Source organism: Psychrobacter glacincola (assembly GCF_904846215.1).
Lineage (GTDB): Bacteria > Pseudomonadota > Gammaproteobacteria > Pseudomonadales > Moraxellaceae > Psychrobacter > Psychrobacter glacincola.
In genome coordinates this window covers 31,541-47,882 of the sequence record NZ_CAJGZK010000023.1, presented here as the reverse complement: position 1 = coordinate 47,882, position 16,342 = coordinate 31,541, and the positions used below count along the sequence as shown (strand labels likewise).

Genomic DNA, 16,342 nt, shown 5'->3' with positions numbered 1-16,342 from the left:
CTGATAATGAGATACAGGACATTGAGAATAAACTAAACAACAGACCAAGAAAACGCTTAGGGTTTAAAACGCCCAATCAGGTGTTCTATAATATAATTTAGCGTTGCACTTGGTATGTTAATCTAAGGCGTTAAAAAAGCCGTCATTCATTTTATGATAACGGCTTTTTTGCTACATTTTTTGCGATAATAAACGCTGTTATATCAGGTATATATAGTCAGTGAAAATTAATATCGACACATTATGTACTGCGGGTATCAATTTTTCTTGCTTGCTGTGCCTACGCAGACAGAGGCTGCAAAAAATTTGTACCAGCAGTACCGTAGCGTTTTTAGAGTATTTTGACTATAGATAAGCGATGAGTGCTACATAAAGTTTGCCAAAAATTTGTTAATCGCTTTATTCACTTGCTCCGGCTCTTCAACTGTTGAAGTATGCCCAGCGCCTTTAATCACCACCAGCTTAGAGCCTGCTATCGCAAAATGCATGCGCTCAGCTTTTGCATAGGGCGTTGCCACATCTTCATCGCCTACAATAATAAGCGTCGGCGTCTTTATGTCACTTAGCTGATCGTACGTTGCAGAGCGCTCAATCACACCAGTAGTCGCTTTTACGACTCCACCCTTTCGATTGCTTTGTAACATAGACAACCACTCTCTACGGTCAGCCTTACGCGACTTATCTGACAAAAAGCTGCTGCCAAACATAATGGGCATTACCTTTTGGCTGACGCGCTTCATGCCAAGCCAGCGAATGGCTTTAATCAGCTTGCGATATTGCGGTACGTTTTTTGGGTCTTCAGGATCAGCGGAGGTTTCAAGCAGCGTCAGCGATAGTAATAACTCAGGACGCTTTAGAGCGATACGTTGGGCAACAAACCCACCCATCGAAAGTCCTAAAAAATGACATTGATCAATATCTAGCGCATCTAACAACGCCAATGTATCCTCAGTTAAGGTTTCCATATCGTAGCCAGTTTTGGTAATTTCAGACTGACCTTGTCCCCGAAAATCAAACGCAATACAGCGATAACCCGCTTTAAAGTACTCGACTTGCTTGTCATACATACGCGTATTCCATAGCAAACCATGGGCAAACACCATGACAGGCTTTTGATTGTCATTCGGCGCGCTGTCTTCATAATAAATATCGACATTATTGACATGAATAATTGGCATAACCACTCCCTTGTTGGTTTAATAAATAAAAAATCAGCCTTTTAAAACCTGCCTTCTAGCATAATTCAACCCTCTTGCAGATAGTAGCCTTATTTTTGAATGATAGGTTTTATAGCTTTAGTCATACAGATAATAGCAAAAAATGTTATTTAAAACGTGTCTTAAGCGCGCACAAATCTCGCTTCTATAATAAGCTCAAGCTGCTATAGTAACTGACATTGCCCTATTTGTTTTACTTACTGCCGATATAGTTGTTCCAATTTTAAAAGAGTACAACACTACTGAGGTTAATTATTCGCAGCCTCTGTCTGCGCAGGCACAGCAAGCAAGAAAAATTAACCTCAGTAGTGCTTTATAACATGTATATTTCTTTTATTCAGGCATGACTATACCAGTATTTTATTGCAACCATTATCTAGAACATCATTTTAAGGATATCCAAAATGCCACAAGCTCTTGTCGAATACCAAGCAGAAAACCATATCGCTACCATCACAATGAACGATCCTAAAACCTTGAACGCCTTTAGCACGCTACTTAAAGATGCCATGATGGCAGCACTGACAAAGGCAGATGAAGATGAGCAAGTACGAGTCATTATTTTGCAGGGCGCCGGCAATAATTTTTCAAGTGGCGGACATATCGGTGAGATGTTAGAAACCGGTATGGAAAGCGAGGCATTGTCCACTAAGCTGAACTTTATGGTTGGCGAAGTGGCTGAGATTAGCTTAAAGCTGCGTGATATCCATAAACCAATTATTGCCAAACTAGAAGGTGCCGTGGCAGGCGCTGGGATGAACTTGGCGCTGACTTGTGACTTTCGGATTGCTAGCGATAATGCCAAATTTGTACAAGCTTTTGTCAATATTGGTCTGGTTCCAGATGCTGGTGGTATTTACTTATTGAATCAATTGATTGGCGTCGCAAAAACGACTGAAATGGTCATGCTTGGCGATAAGCTCAAAGCTGACGATATGGCACGCTTAAACTTGGTTAATGATGTGGTCAGTAGTGAGGAGCTTGATGCAAGCGTTTTGGCGTTGGCAACGCGTCTGAGCAATCTACCCGGAAAAGCATTGGCATCGATGAAACATATGATTAATACGCATGCGTATATGGGGCTAAATGAAGCACTGGATATGGAAGTAGATCAACAAACCATGCTAGCAAAAACCGATGACTTTAAAGAAGGTATTACCGCCTTTATGGAAAAGCGCAAACCAGTTTATCAAGGTAAATAGTACGTTGATGACATTGTTCTTTGCAATATTATCAAAAAGGCTACCAAGGTGCAGTCTTTTTTTGAATGAATTATATAATTAATGGACAAAACCATTTCCATTAACCTCTTTATTTATCAAGAAGCAGAAGCACTTTTATGTTGATGCGGTAAGGTAAATATTTTATCAAAACCCAAGGTAAAGAAAAAAGTATAGACCAAGAAAAACAGCAGTAACGCAGCTTCCATTATAAAGGCCTTTATAACACCAACATCGTACCAAATCATATATAGCGGTAGGCAAATCAGAACCAACCCGCCTTCAAAACCTATCGCATGAGCGCTGCGTACCAATAACGTGCGCTGCGTCACCTGCTGACGACGTTCCCAACTTTCAAACGCCGTATTATAAATGAAATTCCAAATAACCGCTGCCAATGAAACCATGGTGGCAATCGGTAGAGATTCTGCGGCGCTGCTGTTACTCAACAGCATAAGAACCAAGGTAGATGAAATGATAGCAATGATTTCAAAGACAGTCACATAGACGATGCGACGTTTGAGTGGGGATAAAGTAATCAACCAAAACTCCAAAGCACTTGAGCATAAACAAAAAAGTGCCTATAAAAGTATCGGTCCGTCCCGAGATATAAAAGAGAAGAAATTACAGAGCCACGGTTTCCGCCTGCTCTCATATTATATAGTCAGTGAAAAGTAATATCGACACATTATGTATTGCTGGTATAGTCAGAGAAAAGTAATATCGATACATCAAGTACTGCTGATATCAATTTTTCTTGCTTGCTGTGCCCGTGCAGACAGAGGCTGCAAAAAATTTGTACCCGCAGCACCGTAGCGTTTGTAGAGTATTTTGACTATACATAAGATAATAAAAGGAATCAGCCATTGCCCATAGCAAAAAACCCCGCATCATGACGATACGGGGTTTCTACTTAAATAATAATTGTAAAACTTCAAATCATTTAATTTAAGATTTGACCAAAATTAGCTCAGCTGAGCAACGTTGATCTTATCAGCTTCTTCAGTATAGTCTTCCATACGGTCGAAGTTCATGTATTGATACACCTCTTCGCCCATACTATCAAGCATGCCAGCGTACTGCTGATACTCTTCGTTGGTTGGTAATTTACCAAGTACCGCAGCAACAGAAGCCAATTCAGCAGATGCTAGATAGACGTTAGCACCTTGACCTAAACGGTTCGGGAAATTACGGGTTGACGTCGATACCGCAGTAGAATTCGGTGCGATACGCGCCTGATTACCCATGCATAATGAACAACCTGGCATCTCAGTACGAGCGCCGGCTTGTGCATAGATGTTGTAGTAACCCTCTTCCATCAACTGACGCGCATCCATCTTAGTTGGCGGCGCAATCCATAGACGAGTTTGCAAGCTACCTGCTGGAACATCTTTTAGCAATTTGCCGGCAGCGCGGAAGTGACCAATGTTAGTCATACACGAACCAATGAATACTTCATCAATGGTGTCACCAGCGACATCAGCCAATGTTTTTGCATCATCTGGATCGTTCGGGCAGCAAAGAATCGGCTCTTTGATTTCAGACATATCGATAACCATATCGATGGTATATTCTGCATCTTCATCAGCACGCATCAGGCTTGGATTGGCCAACCACTCTTGCATACCTTCGATACGACGGCTAATCGTACGTGCATCGCCGTAACCTTCTGAGATCATCCATTTTAATAATGTGATGTTCGACGTTAGATACTCGGCAACTGACTTTTCAGATAAAGTAATCGTACAACCAGCAGCACTACGCTCAGCTGAGGCATCAGACAATTCAAACGCTTGTTCAGCGGTTAAATCTTCTAAACCTTCGATTTCTAAAATACGACCGTTAAACTCGTTGATTTTACCTTTCTTATCAACGGTTAACAGACCTTCTTTAATCGCTTGATAAGGAATCGCATGGACTAAGTCACGTAAGGTGATACCGGCTTGACGCTCACCAATGAAACGGACACGGACCGATTCAGGCATATCAAGTGGCATAACACCAGTCGCAGCAGCAAAGGCGACTAGACCAGAACCGGCTGGAAATGAGATACCAATTGGGAAACGGGTATGCGAGTCACCACCAGTACCAACGGTATCCGGAAGTAGCATACGGTTCAACCACGAGTGAATAATACCATCGCCCGGACGTAAGCTTACGCCGCCACGGTTCATAATAAAGTCAGGAAGGGTATGCTGAGTTTCGATGTCAACTGGCTTTGGATAAGCAGCCGTATGACAGAATGACTGCATCACCAAATCTGCTTGGAAACCTAAGCAGGCTAAGTCTTTTAGCTCATCACGGGTCATCGGACCAGTGGTATCTTGACTACCAACCGTAGTGATTTTTGGTTCGCAATACATACCAGGACGAACGCCTGGCAGGCCACAAGCTTTACCAACCATTTTTTGCGCGAGCGTAAAGCCTTTACCGGTATCAACTGGCTCTTCTGGTTTAGCAAATACGTCTGAATGACCAAGACCCATATATTCACGAGCACGATTGGTCAGACCACGACCAACGATGAGTGGAATACGACCACCAGCACGAACTTCGTCAAGCAAGGTTGGCGAGTTTAGCTTAAAGGTTGAGAGTACTTCATCAGAGTCATGCTTGGTGATTTTGCCATCATAGGGATAGATATCAAAGACATCGCCCATATTTAGATTATCAACCGCTACTTTTTCGATTGGTAATGCGCCAGAATCTTCCATAGTATTGAAGAAGATAGGTGCGATATTGTTACCAAGGACTAGACCACCGCCACGTTTGTTTGGCACGTTAGGGATATCATCGCCCATGAGCCACAATACTGAGTTGGTCGCAGATTTACGGCTAGAACCGGTACCTACCACGTCACCAACATAAGCAAGTGGATGACCCTTTTGTTTTAGCGCTTCGATCTGTTTCATCGGACCAATAATACCCTCTTCGTCAGCAGTAATGCCGTCGCGAGAGTTTTTATGCATGGCTAATGAATGTAATGGGATATCAGGACGGCTCCATGCATCTTGTGCAGGAGACAAATCATCGGTATTGGTTTCGCCAGTGATTTTAAACGTCGTATAAGTCGTCTTTGCTGGTACAGCATCACGGCTCAAGAACCACTCAGCATCAGCCCAAGATTGAACGACTTCTTTAGCAATGGTATTGCCCGCTTCAGCTTTTTCAGTCACGTCATTGAACGCGTCAAATACGAGCAAGGTCTTTTTCAAAGCTTCAGCGGCTTCTTGCGCGACTTCTGCGTCATCTAATGCAGCAACGAGTGGCTGTACGTTGTAGCCACCTTGCATAGTACCTAAGATTTCGACGGCTTTTTTCTTACTTACTAGTGAAGAGGTCGCTTCACCTTTAACGATAGCTGCTAAAAATGCCGCTTTAACATAAGCGGCTTGGTCAACACCGGCAGGAATACGATTTTCAAGCAAGTCCATCAAGAACGCATCTTCGCCCGCTGGTGGGTTTTTGAGTAACTCAACCAATTCCGTTACCTGTTTCTCATTTAATGGAAGTGGTACAGTTCCTAGCTCAGCACGTTCTGCGACATGTTTACGATAAGCTTCTAACACAATAGTCGTCCTCGTCGGTTGGTAACCAGTACATCACGTGAGTAGTCAGTATGACCGCCTGCATTGATGTACTGCATTGAATAATTATCCGTGCAATCATAGCTCAAAACGCCTAAAAAGTTAATGGCTGAGCCGATAATAGCCGCATAATAAGGCGATATTGGATATTTATTATAAAAATAGTGCCATAAATAATATAACTAATGGTGCCTATATCATAAATCCTGAATTTTTCATACTGAGCACTTATCATATCGTTTAACATTCGAAATATATTGGTAGTAAAGTGCGGTTACAACTCCCTATTTACTTAAAAATCAATACAGCGCTGCTGCCTTAGGATCTCGTTATTGTGATACGTTGTTATGGTTAAATCGACTCAACTATATCTCGATTAACGGTTAAACAAAACACGCTCAACTGTTATAATGTTTGATAACAACACGCTCGTTATATAAACGCACACACCTATTAAATACAAAGGATTTAATCATAAAACCAAGGATGACAATGCCTAATAAAGAAAGTGAAGATCGCAATACCAATCACAGTATCGCTCATAATGCCAATCAAGGCACCAGTCAAAACGCCAATTATGAAAACGGTTTAAAAGTTCGTATCGAGGTTATGGGCGCAGCGCACGTCAAACGCTCGCTTGACTCAGCAACCCCATTTACCCAGCCATTACAAGACTGGATTATCGAGCACGCTTGGGGCACTACGTGGCAAGATGACTCGGTCTTACCGCGCAAATATCGCTCGCTTATCACGATTGGTTTTTTGATTGCGCAAAAAAGCCCAAATGAGCTAAAAGGACACATTCGAGGCGCCATCAATAACGGTGCCAGTGTTGCCGAAATTCGAGAAGTTTTGATGCACAGCTTGCCTTATTGCGGTGCACCCGCCACTCAAGAAGCATTTCGTGCCGCCATAGAAGTGCTAAATGACATGGACATTGATATCAATAAATAAAACTACGGTAAACGCACGCTTCGTAGTACCCTATTATTCATACAAGCCTTCTTATTATTCAGAGCCTTCTTATTAATAGCAGTCATTTTAGTCGTCGTCTTAACAAGATTGCCTAAAAGAATTTGATCAAATATCTGCTATAATAGCTCTATTCATAAAGCATTCTAATAATTCCATAAACCCTTATTCTATCAAGGGTTAAGAGAACATTTGATTATGACAAACGCCGTACAAACGCACACCCCTGCTGCCCGTGCAAAACCCAAAAAAGCCATTCAAGGCGAAAAGTTACGTGGCTACGATAAAGTTGCTCGTATCCCAATTAAAATCATCCCGACCATCGAGGCAAAGAAAAAGCCAGATTGGATTCGGGTAAAACTGTCCTCCCCTGCGGAAGTCGCACGTATCAAATCTACCTTACGCGAGCAAAAGCTCTATACCGTTTGTGAAGAAGCTGCCTGCCCTAACCTGCCACAGTGCTTTGCCGATGGTACGGCTACCTTTATGATTATGGGTGATATCTGTACGCGTCGCTGCCCGTTTTGTGATGTCGGACATGGTCGCCCAAATGAGCTAGATAAAGATGAGCCGCGTCATACTGCCGAGACAATTCAAGGCTTGGGCCTTAAATATGCCGTCATCACCTCTGTTGACCGTGATGATTTAAAAGATGGCGGTGCGATGCATTTCGTCGAAGTACTGAATGAATCGCGTGCGCTAAGCCCAAACTGCTTGATCGAGATTTTGGTTCCTGATTTCCGTGGTCGTATGGATATCGCGTTGGACTTATTAACTGAAACGGCGCCTGATGTTTTTAACCACAATATCGAAACCGTGCCTCGTTTATATAAAGCCTTCCGTCCCGGCTCTGACTATCAGCATTCGTTAGACTTGCTAAAAATCTATAAAGAACGTCGTCCTGATATCGCCACCAAATGCGGCTTTATGGTTGGACTTGGTGAAACAGAAGAAGAAATCTATAAGTTGCTTGATGATCTAAAAGCGCATAACGTCGATATGATTACAGTTGGTCAATACTTACAACCCAGCAAAGACCATGCCCCAGTTGATCGCTATGTGCATCCGGATGAATTCCAGCGTTATATGGACTATGGCAAAAAGATTGGCTTCTTTAATATTTGGGCAGGTCCTATGGTGCGCTCAAGCTACTTTGCTGATCGTCAATACTATGGTGAAGATTGCCCAGCACCTATTCGTAGCAAAAAGGCACTAGAGGCTGAAGGTAAGCTTGGCTGTTAAGTGACGGTCGTCATCACACTAAAAAAACATTTAACTTAAAATGCAAAAAGGGCGAATAACAGATATCTGCTATTCGCCCTTTTCTATACTGCTAATTTTTTTGTCTCACTTAAAGCATCAGCATATATAGTCAGGGAAAAGTAATATCGACACATTATATACTGCTGGTATCAATTTTTCTTGCTTGCTGTGGCTGCGCAGATAGAGGCTGCGAATAAGTAACCCCCGTAGTGTTGTAGTCTTTTAACAGTGGATCAACTATATGAGGTTTAAGCGCTTAGGCATTTAAAGCGGTTGGCGCCTTACTCCCTTTTATATTGAACGCCGCGATACCTAGTACTATTGCCCCTCCTATCATGCCTGTGACAAGACCAGGATAAATCAGCAGTAATGCACCTAATGCCAATATTAAGCGCGTAACAATATTCATATCACTTTTAAAATAACCCTCTAATGCCGCGCTGAGTCCAATCACACCAATGACCGATGTCACAACAGCAATAATAATATCAATAACAGGCGGCAATGGAAACTCTTTCGCCGTGACGGCAAGATCTGTTGGGTCAATCATCAACATCGCAGGATTATAAATAAACATAAACGGGACGATAAAACCTGCTAACGCCAGCTTTAATGATAAGTATCCTGTTTTCATCGGATCACCACCCGAGATACCAGCACCAGCAAAGGCTGCCAAACAGACTGGCGGGGTAATATTAGCAAACACACCAAAATAGAAAACAAACATATGCGCTGACAAAATAGGAATATCAAACCCAGCTAGAGCAGGCGCTGCCATAGTTGCGGTAATAATATAAGCAGGGATAGAAGGCAATCCCATTCCTAAAACCATCGAAGCTAGCATGGTCAAAATCAATGTGAGCAATAACGACCCTGCGCCCAAGGTGACGATTGAGGAGGTCATTACCGTACCAAAGCTTGTCAAGCTGACGACGCCAATGATGATACCTACAACCGCACAAGCCGCCATAACGGCTAATGACTGGCGTGCGCCGTCTTCTAAAGCACCCAAAATATCCTTAAAGCCCATACGTGTTTCTTTGCGTAGCATACTGATGACAACAGTAAAGCCAATGGTATAAGCCGCAGCATAACCTACAGGAACATTTTGTATTAGTAAATAAATTAGAAATACGATAGGCAACAGCATATGACCGCGTGCTTTTAATACCTCTTTTACTTGTGGCAGACTCTCTTTTGCCATGCCTTTTAAGTCACGGCGACCTGCGCGAAAATGCACCTGTGCGATAACGCCTAAATAATAGAGAATGGCAGGTAATAATGCTGCCAAAGCAATGGTACTATACGGTAGACCTGTCGTCTCCGCCATAATAAAAGCACTGGCACCCATGATAGGCGGCAATATCTGACCACCGACCGACGCACTTGCCTCTACGGCTCCCGCAAAATCTTTATGATAACCGACCTTTTTCATCAAGGGGATGGTAAACGCACCTGTACTAACCACGTTTGATAAGGCTGAACCATTGATACTGCCCATAAAGCCACTTGAGATCACAGCAACTTTAGCAGGTCCGCCCTTTTTATCGCCTGCCAGCGCCAATGCCAAATCATTAAACAGCTGACCCATTCCAGAACGCGCTAAAAATGCCCCAAAGAGAATGAATAAGAAGATAAAAGTGACGGATGCACCGATTGCGACCGAATATAAGCCTTCTGTTTTTAAGAATAACTGACCAAAAATATCCCCCAAATCATAAGGGCGTGTGAGTAGCCTATCAGGCATAAAATCCAAATGACTGATAAAGGGGTATAGCAAAAATACAGAGGCTAGTATGGGCAATATCCAGCCTGTGATGCGCCGACTGCCTTCAAGAACGCAGATGACCGTAATAATAGAAAATATCACATCGACCGAATTTGCCATACCGCCGCGACTGGTGACAATATCTTGATATTCATAAATAAGATACGTCATCCCAGATAAGGAAAAGATAAACCAAATCCAGTCATACCATGCCACTTTCTTACGGCTGCTCTTTTTGCTGGCAGGGAAAATCAAGAAAATCAAAGCGAAGCCAACACCCACATGCACAGAGCGCTGTAGTAGTGACGGCATTGGGTTAAAGGTGATATATAAGTGAAAAATGGAGTAGAAAATACAGATTGCAGCGATAATATACTTCACTGGACCTTGGGTGATATGACGAGTAATAGACTCTCGATCGTATTTTTCTAATATTGCCTGTGTGACACTAGGATCAACGTCATCGTAATTCTCAATATCTTCAGGCGCATTTGGCTGAGTTGCCAACTTAGCATCATCACTGACGTGAGGCTTATCGCTACTGTGATCCATCACTTGGGAGTTCATGACAAAAATCCTTATTGAATCTATCGATTGGACTATATGCTTTTGGCATGATAGTTACTTCTGAATAATCTAGTACCAGTTGATGAATAAGAATGCGCTGACCGGCATAATCAATCTCACCTTGAGTCAGTCTTGATACAACCCAGTTGAGATGGGGAAACCTTTGATTGATTTGATAGCCGACATAGCCCTCTTTTTTTATAGGAGCGACATTTTCAGTCGATGGTGTACCAGCACCAAATGCTTGAAAGTAGGTAGTGGTTAATAGCAAGCCATCTGCTTCACGAAGATACTGCTCCTCCCACCACTGTTTTTCTACTGAATGAATCCAGCGCAATTGAAAATTGGGTTCGACAAAATAGCAGACTAGGCTATCGCTATCAGCAACGTCCGCTACTCGTACTTCGATGACAGATTGGCGGCTAAAGATTGCCCATAGTACAAACAAAGCCAGCGCAGCAATAGCTGCTGCGCCAGTAACCCACCATACTCGTTTATTTAGCTGCTTTCTCATCATAGTATTTTTTGGCACCAGGATGAATAGGAGCAACCATACCGACTTGGGCCGTCTCTAAACTGATATCGCTCGCCGCTTGGTGAGCATTCTTTAGCCCATCCAAGTTTTCAAACAACGCTTTTGTCAGCTTATAGCCATCATCTTCCGAGATATCAGAGCGTACTAACAAGGCATTCATGACGGCTGTGGTTGGAATAGCAGCAGCATTACCATAGGTACCGGCAGGAATCTCAAAAGTCTTAAAGTAAGGCTTGGTCTCAATAATCTTTTTGAGCTTATCTTGATTGATGGTGACTAGCTGCAACTTAATGCCCTGCTCTAGCTCTAATAACGAAGAGTTCGGTAAGCCACTACTGAAAAATGCCGCTTCAATTTTGCCAGCTTTCATTGCATCTGCGGCATCTGCAAAGCCTAAATAATCAACTTTGACATCATCATAGGTAATCCCAAAACCTTCTAACAAGGTTCGAGCATTCACTTCGGTACCAGAGCCTTGATCACCAACCGCAATACGCTTACCTTTTAAATCTTCAATGTTTTTGATGCCAGATTTCTCTGAAGCAACCAACTGAATCACGTTGGGATACAGGACAGCAATTTGCTGAATGTTGGTAATAGGCGCCTTAAAGTCATTTTTGCCTTCGACTGCATCAGTGACGACATCACTGAGCGCCAGTACCATATCTACTTTACCTTGGGTCAATAGATTGACGTTTTCTACTGAAGCACCTGTCGTTTGAGTCTTGGCATTGACGCCAAAAGTCTTGGCATAAATCTCTGCCAAAGATGTCCCGATAATATTATAAGGACCTGAAGCGCCGCCTGTAGCGATAGTAACAAATTTGGTTTCAAGCTTGTCGTCTGCTGTGGCAGCGGTATCTGTAGTAGCACCGTCAGTAGCTGCACTATTATTAGCCGCTTTGTCTGAACAGGCAACCAGCGTCATACTGGCTGCAATCATTGCTGCAAGTAAAGGCATTTTATAAATAGACTTCATTATTTTCTTCCTTGATAAAATAAAGCAAATGGACTTATAAGAGTATGACTCAAATATGATAGCGTTATCCATATTCGTCATACCAGCAACATACTATTTTAGATGGCTTTTTATTCACTCTGTTGTCATGAGCTCACCATAAAAAACAGTCTATCTAATTAAAACATGAGAAGCGCTATATTGCTATATTGTTTTCCTCGCTAGCCCTTATCCTGATTATTGATTGAGATTTATTCAGAATTGAGCCCTACTATTTACTAAAGACTGTCCTTTTGTTTCGCTAAGCGATACTAAGTTTCATATTTTAAGTTATTAAAACAAACTTTAACCGCCTTGTAAACCTTTATGTCTATAAAGCATACGCCCTACTGGAATATTTATCACGGCTTTTCCCATGACATCATTTGATATAAGAACAATCATTGAGATATTCTAATAGCACGTTCATATTTCCTTTGTCATCAATATTGAGTTCTAGTAAGATGACTTTTTATCTGTTCTGATGTATATCATGCAAATATTGCAAGGCATAGTCAGTCCTAGATAAAAGAAGTACAAATGTTATAAAGCACTACTGCGATTAATTTTTCTTGCTTGCTGTGCCTGCGCAGACAGAGGCTGCAAATAATTAACCCCAGTAGTGTTGTACTCTTTTAAAAGTGGATCAACTATATAGGTAGCAAAAAGCAAATTATAGGTTTTGGTGTGTCTGCTCAGCACGATATAAAATTTTAAATATGTCCCCTCATAATACTGATCAATCTGAAAGGAAATCTGATGAAAAAATTATTCGCATCAACAGCATTATTGGCAACATTTGCGTTAGCGGGCTGTGCCACAACGGGCGGCAATACCAATGCTGGCACAGCAATGGGTACAGCAAACGAGATCGGTATGAACGTTTTTAAAGCGGCTATCGACAATCAATGTCGCAGTCAGATCGAACAGCAGAACGCGTGGCGTATTGCCAGTGTCGCTATGACCCAAGCGCAAGAAGAAGCTGTCAAAGGTAGAGTTTGCGGTTGCGTCAGTGAGCAAGCACCGCAGCAAGTCAGCATCATTGAATTGGGTAATGCAGCCATAGACCCACAATATCGTGTGCAATTAGTGGCTCGAGTCGTCGCGAAGTCACTGCAGAGTTGTTACTCTAGCATCGTTAAATAAGCAGCTTCTATAAAACGAGATACAGTCAATTCATTTTAAAAACGATACAGTGCTATTGGCTATAAATTTTTTGCAGCCTCTGTCACGCCTGCGAACAGCAAGCAAGAAAAATTATAGCCAATAGCACGTTATTACAATCGTATCGCTTTTCTTTTGAACGAACTATAGCGTTAAGCAATAAAAAAAGGACGTTATTCATATAACGTCCCTTTTTTATCAAGCACAATAGTACTTATTTATGCTTTAACTCTTTAAACGCTTCCACCATTTGATAGGCTCTGAGGCACTACTACGGGTAGAACTCTATGGCGAAAATATTTAGATTTACTATCAAGGATTTTATTCACCTCTTTGACCAAGTCATGAATGATGTCATCATAAATTCCGTGATTCAGTTCTGTCTCAAACGAGGTAAATGGATGCTTACGAGCGGCTGATCTCACATCCGTTATACCTTGCTTAGTATAAAAAACATTGACTCGACCATCACTGTTTAAAATGCATTTTAATTGACCATCATCAACCATAATCTCTATCGTCTCTGGCATAAAAATGTAGTCATCCACATCGAGCAATTCTTTCTCTATTCCTCTTTTTAATAACGCCTTTATATCGAACATCAATACATCCTTAAAATTCAAAAATCTTTCAACGTGACTTACTCAAAATAGCTATCACGTAAGTTATACTTCGTTGATCTATTATATGTAAAGCCGCTGTATGCCCCTATGGCAGAATAGTTGTCACCCCTTAAAAAACTAACCACATGGGAGCGACAGCCCTGCTCTTTTCCATTTTACACCTTACTTTCTAAACTTTCTAAATCAAATGCGCCTTCAATTCCAATACTTTATCGCGAGTCTTCGCGGCATCTTCAAACTTCAAGTCACGCGACATCTGCTTCATAAGCTTCTCAAGACGATTGATTTCTTTAGCCAGCAAATCAGGACTACGTAAGATACTGATATCGACGTCAGGCAGATTGCTCTTAATTGGAATCATCTGATTATCATTGGCATCATGGTCATCACCTGTATCGATTTTATCCGTGATACTACGGCGCGCGCCTGTTGGCGTGATGTTATGCTCAAAGTTAAAGGCCACTTGTTTTTCGCGGCGACGATCCGTCTCATCAATCGCTTTTTGCATACTGTTGGTAATACGGTCAGCATAGAGAATCGCTTTACCATTAATATGACGCGCAGCACGACCAATGGTCTGAATCAAGGCACGCTCAGAACGCAAGAAGCCCTCTTTGTCCGCATCAAATATCGCCACCAATGATACTTCGGGCATATCAAGACCTTCACGTAGTAAGTTAATACCGACCAGCACGTCATGTACGCCAGTACGCAGCTCATGAATAATCTGCATACGCTCAAGGGTATCAATATCTGAGTGTAGATAAGCGACTTTGACATCGTATTCTTTAAGATAACTGGTCAAATCCTCCGACATACGCTTGGTCAAGGTAGTGATTAATACCCGCTCATCTTTTTCACGGCGCTTGGTAATCTCAGATAGCACATCATCGACTTGCGTTAATACGGGACGAATCTCAATCTCAGGGTCAATCAAACCGGTTGGGCGCACCACTTGCTCGACCACTTGCTCGCTATGTTCAAGCTCGTATAACGCAGGCGTGGCGCTGACATAAATGGTCTTGGGTTTGATACGCTCCCATTCTTCAAACTTCATCGGGCGGTTATTCATCGCACTTGGCAGACGAAAGCCGTAATTAACCAAGTTCTCTTTACGCGATCTATCGCCTTTATACATCGCACCAATCTGCGATACCGTCACGTGCGATTCGTCAATAAATAGCAGCGCATCTTCTGGAATGTAATCAAACAGCGTCGGCGGCGCCTCTCCTGACGGACGACCGGAGAGATGCTGCGAGTAGTTTTCAATACCGTTACAGTAGCCAAGCTGCTGAATCATCTCAAGGTCATACTGAGTCCGCTCTTTGAGACGCTGTGCTTCAATCAGCTTGTTATTTTCACGGAAATACTCTAAACGTGGCTCAAGCTCAGCGCGGATAGTATGACTGGCAGCTTCTAACTTATTGCGCGGCGTCACATAATGCGATTTTGGATAAATGGTAATACGCGGCACCGTACGCACCGTTTTGCCCGTTAAAGGATCAAACCATGTGATTTTTTCCACTTCATTATCAAACAGGTGCACACGTACCGCCAGCTGTTCAGACTCAGCAGGATAAATATCTAGTAGCTCACCGCGCAGACGATAAGTACCCCGCCCGAAGTCTAATTCGTTACGCGTATATTGCATCTCAACCAGACGCTTAATCGTCGCAGTGCGGTCTATTTTGTCACCGACGACAACGTGCAGCAGCATTTTCAGATAACTCTCTGGATCGCCCAAACCATAGATGCATGATACCGAAGCAACGATAATCGCATCACGACGCTCTAGCAAAGCACGCGTCGCTGATAGACGCATCTGATCAATATGATCATTAATAGCGCTGTCTTTTTCGATAAAAGTATCACTGGCAGCGACATAGGCTTCTGGCTGATAATAGTCATAATAACTGACAAAGTACTCAACCGCATTGTTGGGGAAGAATGATTTAAATTCCCCATATAACTGCGCAGCAAGCGTCTTATTATGCGCCATGATAATGGTTGGACGTTGGGTTTCAGAGATGACTTTTGCCATGGTATAGGTTTTACCAGAACCCGTCACACCCAATAACAACTGCTCATCCATGCCAGCATTGACACCGTTAACCAGCTTTTTTATCGCTTGCGGCTGATCGCCTGCTGGCTCAAATTCGGTGACCATCTCAAAGGCACGACTTGATATTTGCGTACCAGACGCATTGACACCACTAATTTCAGCTTCGCCCTGTAGCTGAGTGGCCAATTGGTTTAACTGACGCGACGAGCGCGGTTCAGGCATTCGCATAATGGTTGTCTTCCTGATATTTATAAAAGGTTATAAGAGGTTAAGTTTCTAACAAGATGGGGTTAAATCTTTATTTTTAAAGGTCATTTATCGCGCTAAACACCTACACATAGATGCAAAAACCCTCAATAAAAAATAT

The 16,342-nt window shown here is 42.5% G+C and carries 12 protein-coding genes and 1 pseudogene; 5 read left to right on the top strand and 8 right to left on the bottom strand.

Going from position 1 to position 16,342, the window contains the following annotated elements; genetic code table 11:
• A pseudogene (locus JMW90_RS14110) lies at positions 1–101 on the top strand (IS30 family transposase); the annotation flags it as partial.
• Between the two features lie 264 nt (positions 102–365).
• On the opposite strand, the gene JMW90_RS11645 reads toward JMW90_RS14110, so the two are convergent.
• Entirely contained in the window at positions 366–1,178 is an 813-nt protein-coding gene (locus JMW90_RS11645) for an alpha/beta fold hydrolase (protein WP_201564378.1), read from the bottom strand.
• 443 nt (positions 1,179–1,621) lie between these two features.
• On the opposite strand from JMW90_RS11645, the gene JMW90_RS11640 reads away from it, so the two are divergent.
• Entirely contained in the window at positions 1,622–2,419 is a 798-nt protein-coding gene (locus tag JMW90_RS11640) for an enoyl-CoA hydratase/isomerase family protein (protein ID WP_201564376.1), read from the top strand.
• A 116-nt stretch (positions 2,420–2,535) separates the two neighbouring features.
• Here the strand turns inward: JMW90_RS11640 and JMW90_RS11635 are convergent, their stop codons facing one another.
• Positions 2,536–2,979 (bottom strand): PACE efflux transporter, encoded by a 444-nt coding sequence (locus JMW90_RS11635; RefSeq protein ID WP_201564374.1) that lies wholly within the window; start codon positions 2,977–2,979, stop codon positions 2,536–2,538.
• Between the two features lie 423 nt (positions 2,980–3,402).
• A complete protein-coding gene (gene acnB / locus JMW90_RS11630) occupies positions 3,403–6,006 on the bottom strand; it encodes a bifunctional aconitate hydratase 2/2-methylisocitrate dehydratase (RefSeq protein ID WP_201564372.1) in 2,604 nt (867 codons plus the stop codon).
• A gap of 627 nt (positions 6,007–6,633) precedes the next feature.
• Here acnB and JMW90_RS11625 point away from each other — a divergent pair.
• Both JMW90_RS11625 and lipA read left to right on the top strand, forming a co-directional pair.
• The gene (locus JMW90_RS11625; protein ID WP_201564380.1) at positions 6,634–6,978 is read left to right on the top strand and encodes a carboxymuconolactone decarboxylase family protein; all 345 of its coding nucleotides are present in this window, start codon (positions 6,634–6,636) and stop codon (positions 6,976–6,978) included.
• Positions 6,979–7,194: 216 nt separating this feature from the next.
• Positions 7,195–8,238: a lipoyl synthase gene (lipA, locus tag JMW90_RS11620; protein WP_201564370.1), complete on the top strand. Its 1,044-nt coding sequence runs from the start codon at positions 7,195–7,197 to the stop codon at positions 8,236–8,238.
• Positions 8,239–8,515: 277 nt separating this feature from the next.
• On the opposite strand, the gene JMW90_RS11615 is transcribed toward lipA, so the two are convergent.
• The 3 genes from JMW90_RS11615 to JMW90_RS11605 are packed head-to-tail and all read right to left on the bottom strand — an operon-like array spanning position 8,516 to position 12,108.
• On the bottom strand, positions 8,516–10,594 hold the full coding sequence (locus JMW90_RS11615; protein ID WP_201564368.1) for a TRAP transporter permease: 2,079 nt from the start codon (positions 10,592–10,594) through the stop codon (positions 8,516–8,518).
• Positions 10,566–11,111 carry a DUF1850 domain-containing protein gene (locus JMW90_RS11610; protein WP_201564366.1) on the bottom strand — a complete coding sequence of 182 codons (546 nt, stop codon included), beginning with the start codon at positions 11,109–11,111 and terminating at the stop codon, positions 10,566–10,568. Before JMW90_RS11610 ends, JMW90_RS11615 begins: the two co-directional genes overlap by 29 nt.
• Entirely contained in the window at positions 11,089–12,108 is a 1,020-nt protein-coding gene (locus JMW90_RS11605) for a TAXI family TRAP transporter solute-binding subunit (RefSeq protein WP_201564364.1), read from the bottom strand. The genes JMW90_RS11610 and JMW90_RS11605 overlap by 23 nt, the downstream gene beginning before the upstream one ends.
• A 777-nt stretch (positions 12,109–12,885) precedes the next feature.
• Between JMW90_RS11605 and JMW90_RS11600 the strand changes: the two genes are divergently transcribed.
• The gene (locus tag JMW90_RS11600; protein ID WP_201564362.1) at positions 12,886–13,272 is read left to right on the top strand and encodes a hypothetical protein; all 387 of its coding nucleotides are present in this window, start codon (positions 12,886–12,888) and stop codon (positions 13,270–13,272) included.
• Positions 13,273–13,523: 251 nt separating this feature from the next.
• Here the strand turns inward: JMW90_RS11600 and JMW90_RS11595 are convergent, their stop codons facing one another.
• Positions 13,524–13,892 (bottom strand): hypothetical protein, encoded by a 369-nt coding sequence (locus JMW90_RS11595; protein WP_201564360.1) that lies wholly within the window; start codon positions 13,890–13,892, stop codon positions 13,524–13,526.
• 199 nt (positions 13,893–14,091) lie between these two features.
• Positions 14,092–16,203: an excinuclease ABC subunit UvrB gene (gene uvrB, locus JMW90_RS11590; RefSeq protein ID WP_201564358.1), complete on the bottom strand. Its 2,112-nt coding sequence runs from the start codon at positions 16,201–16,203 to the stop codon at positions 14,092–14,094.
• Between the last annotated feature and the right edge of the window lie 139 nt (positions 16,204–16,342).

Excerpts from the sequence above, each read along its gene's own strand:
- JMW90_RS11645 (WP_201564378.1), bottom strand. The coding sequence starts at position 1,178 with ATGCCAATTATTCATGTCAATAATGTCGATATTTATTATGAAGACAGC.
- JMW90_RS11640 (WP_201564376.1), top strand. The coding sequence starts at position 1,622 with ATGCCACAAGCTCTTGTCGAATACCAAGCAGAAAACCATATCGCTACC.
- JMW90_RS11625 (WP_201564380.1), top strand. The coding sequence starts at position 6,634 with ATGGGCGCAGCGCACGTCAAACGCTCGCTTGACTCAGCAACCCCATTT.
- lipA (WP_201564370.1), top strand. The coding sequence starts at position 7,195 with ATGACAAACGCCGTACAAACGCACACCCCTGCTGCCCGTGCAAAACCC.
- JMW90_RS11615 (WP_201564368.1), bottom strand. The coding sequence starts at position 10,594 with ATGAACTCCCAAGTGATGGATCACAGTAGCGATAAGCCTCACGTCAGT.
- JMW90_RS11610 (WP_201564366.1), bottom strand. The coding sequence starts at position 11,111 with ATGATGAGAAAGCAGCTAAATAAACGAGTATGGTGGGTTACTGGCGCA.
- JMW90_RS11605 (WP_201564364.1), bottom strand. The coding sequence starts at position 12,108 with ATGAAGTCTATTTATAAAATGCCTTTACTTGCAGCAATGATTGCAGCC.
- JMW90_RS11600 (WP_201564362.1), top strand. The coding sequence starts at position 12,886 with ATGAAAAAATTATTCGCATCAACAGCATTATTGGCAACATTTGCGTTA.
- JMW90_RS11595 (WP_201564360.1), bottom strand. The coding sequence starts at position 13,892 with ATGTTCGATATAAAGGCGTTATTAAAAAGAGGAATAGAGAAAGAATTG.
- uvrB (WP_201564358.1), bottom strand. The coding sequence starts at position 16,203 with ATGCGAATGCCTGAACCGCGCTCGTCGCGTCAGTTAAACCAATTGGCC.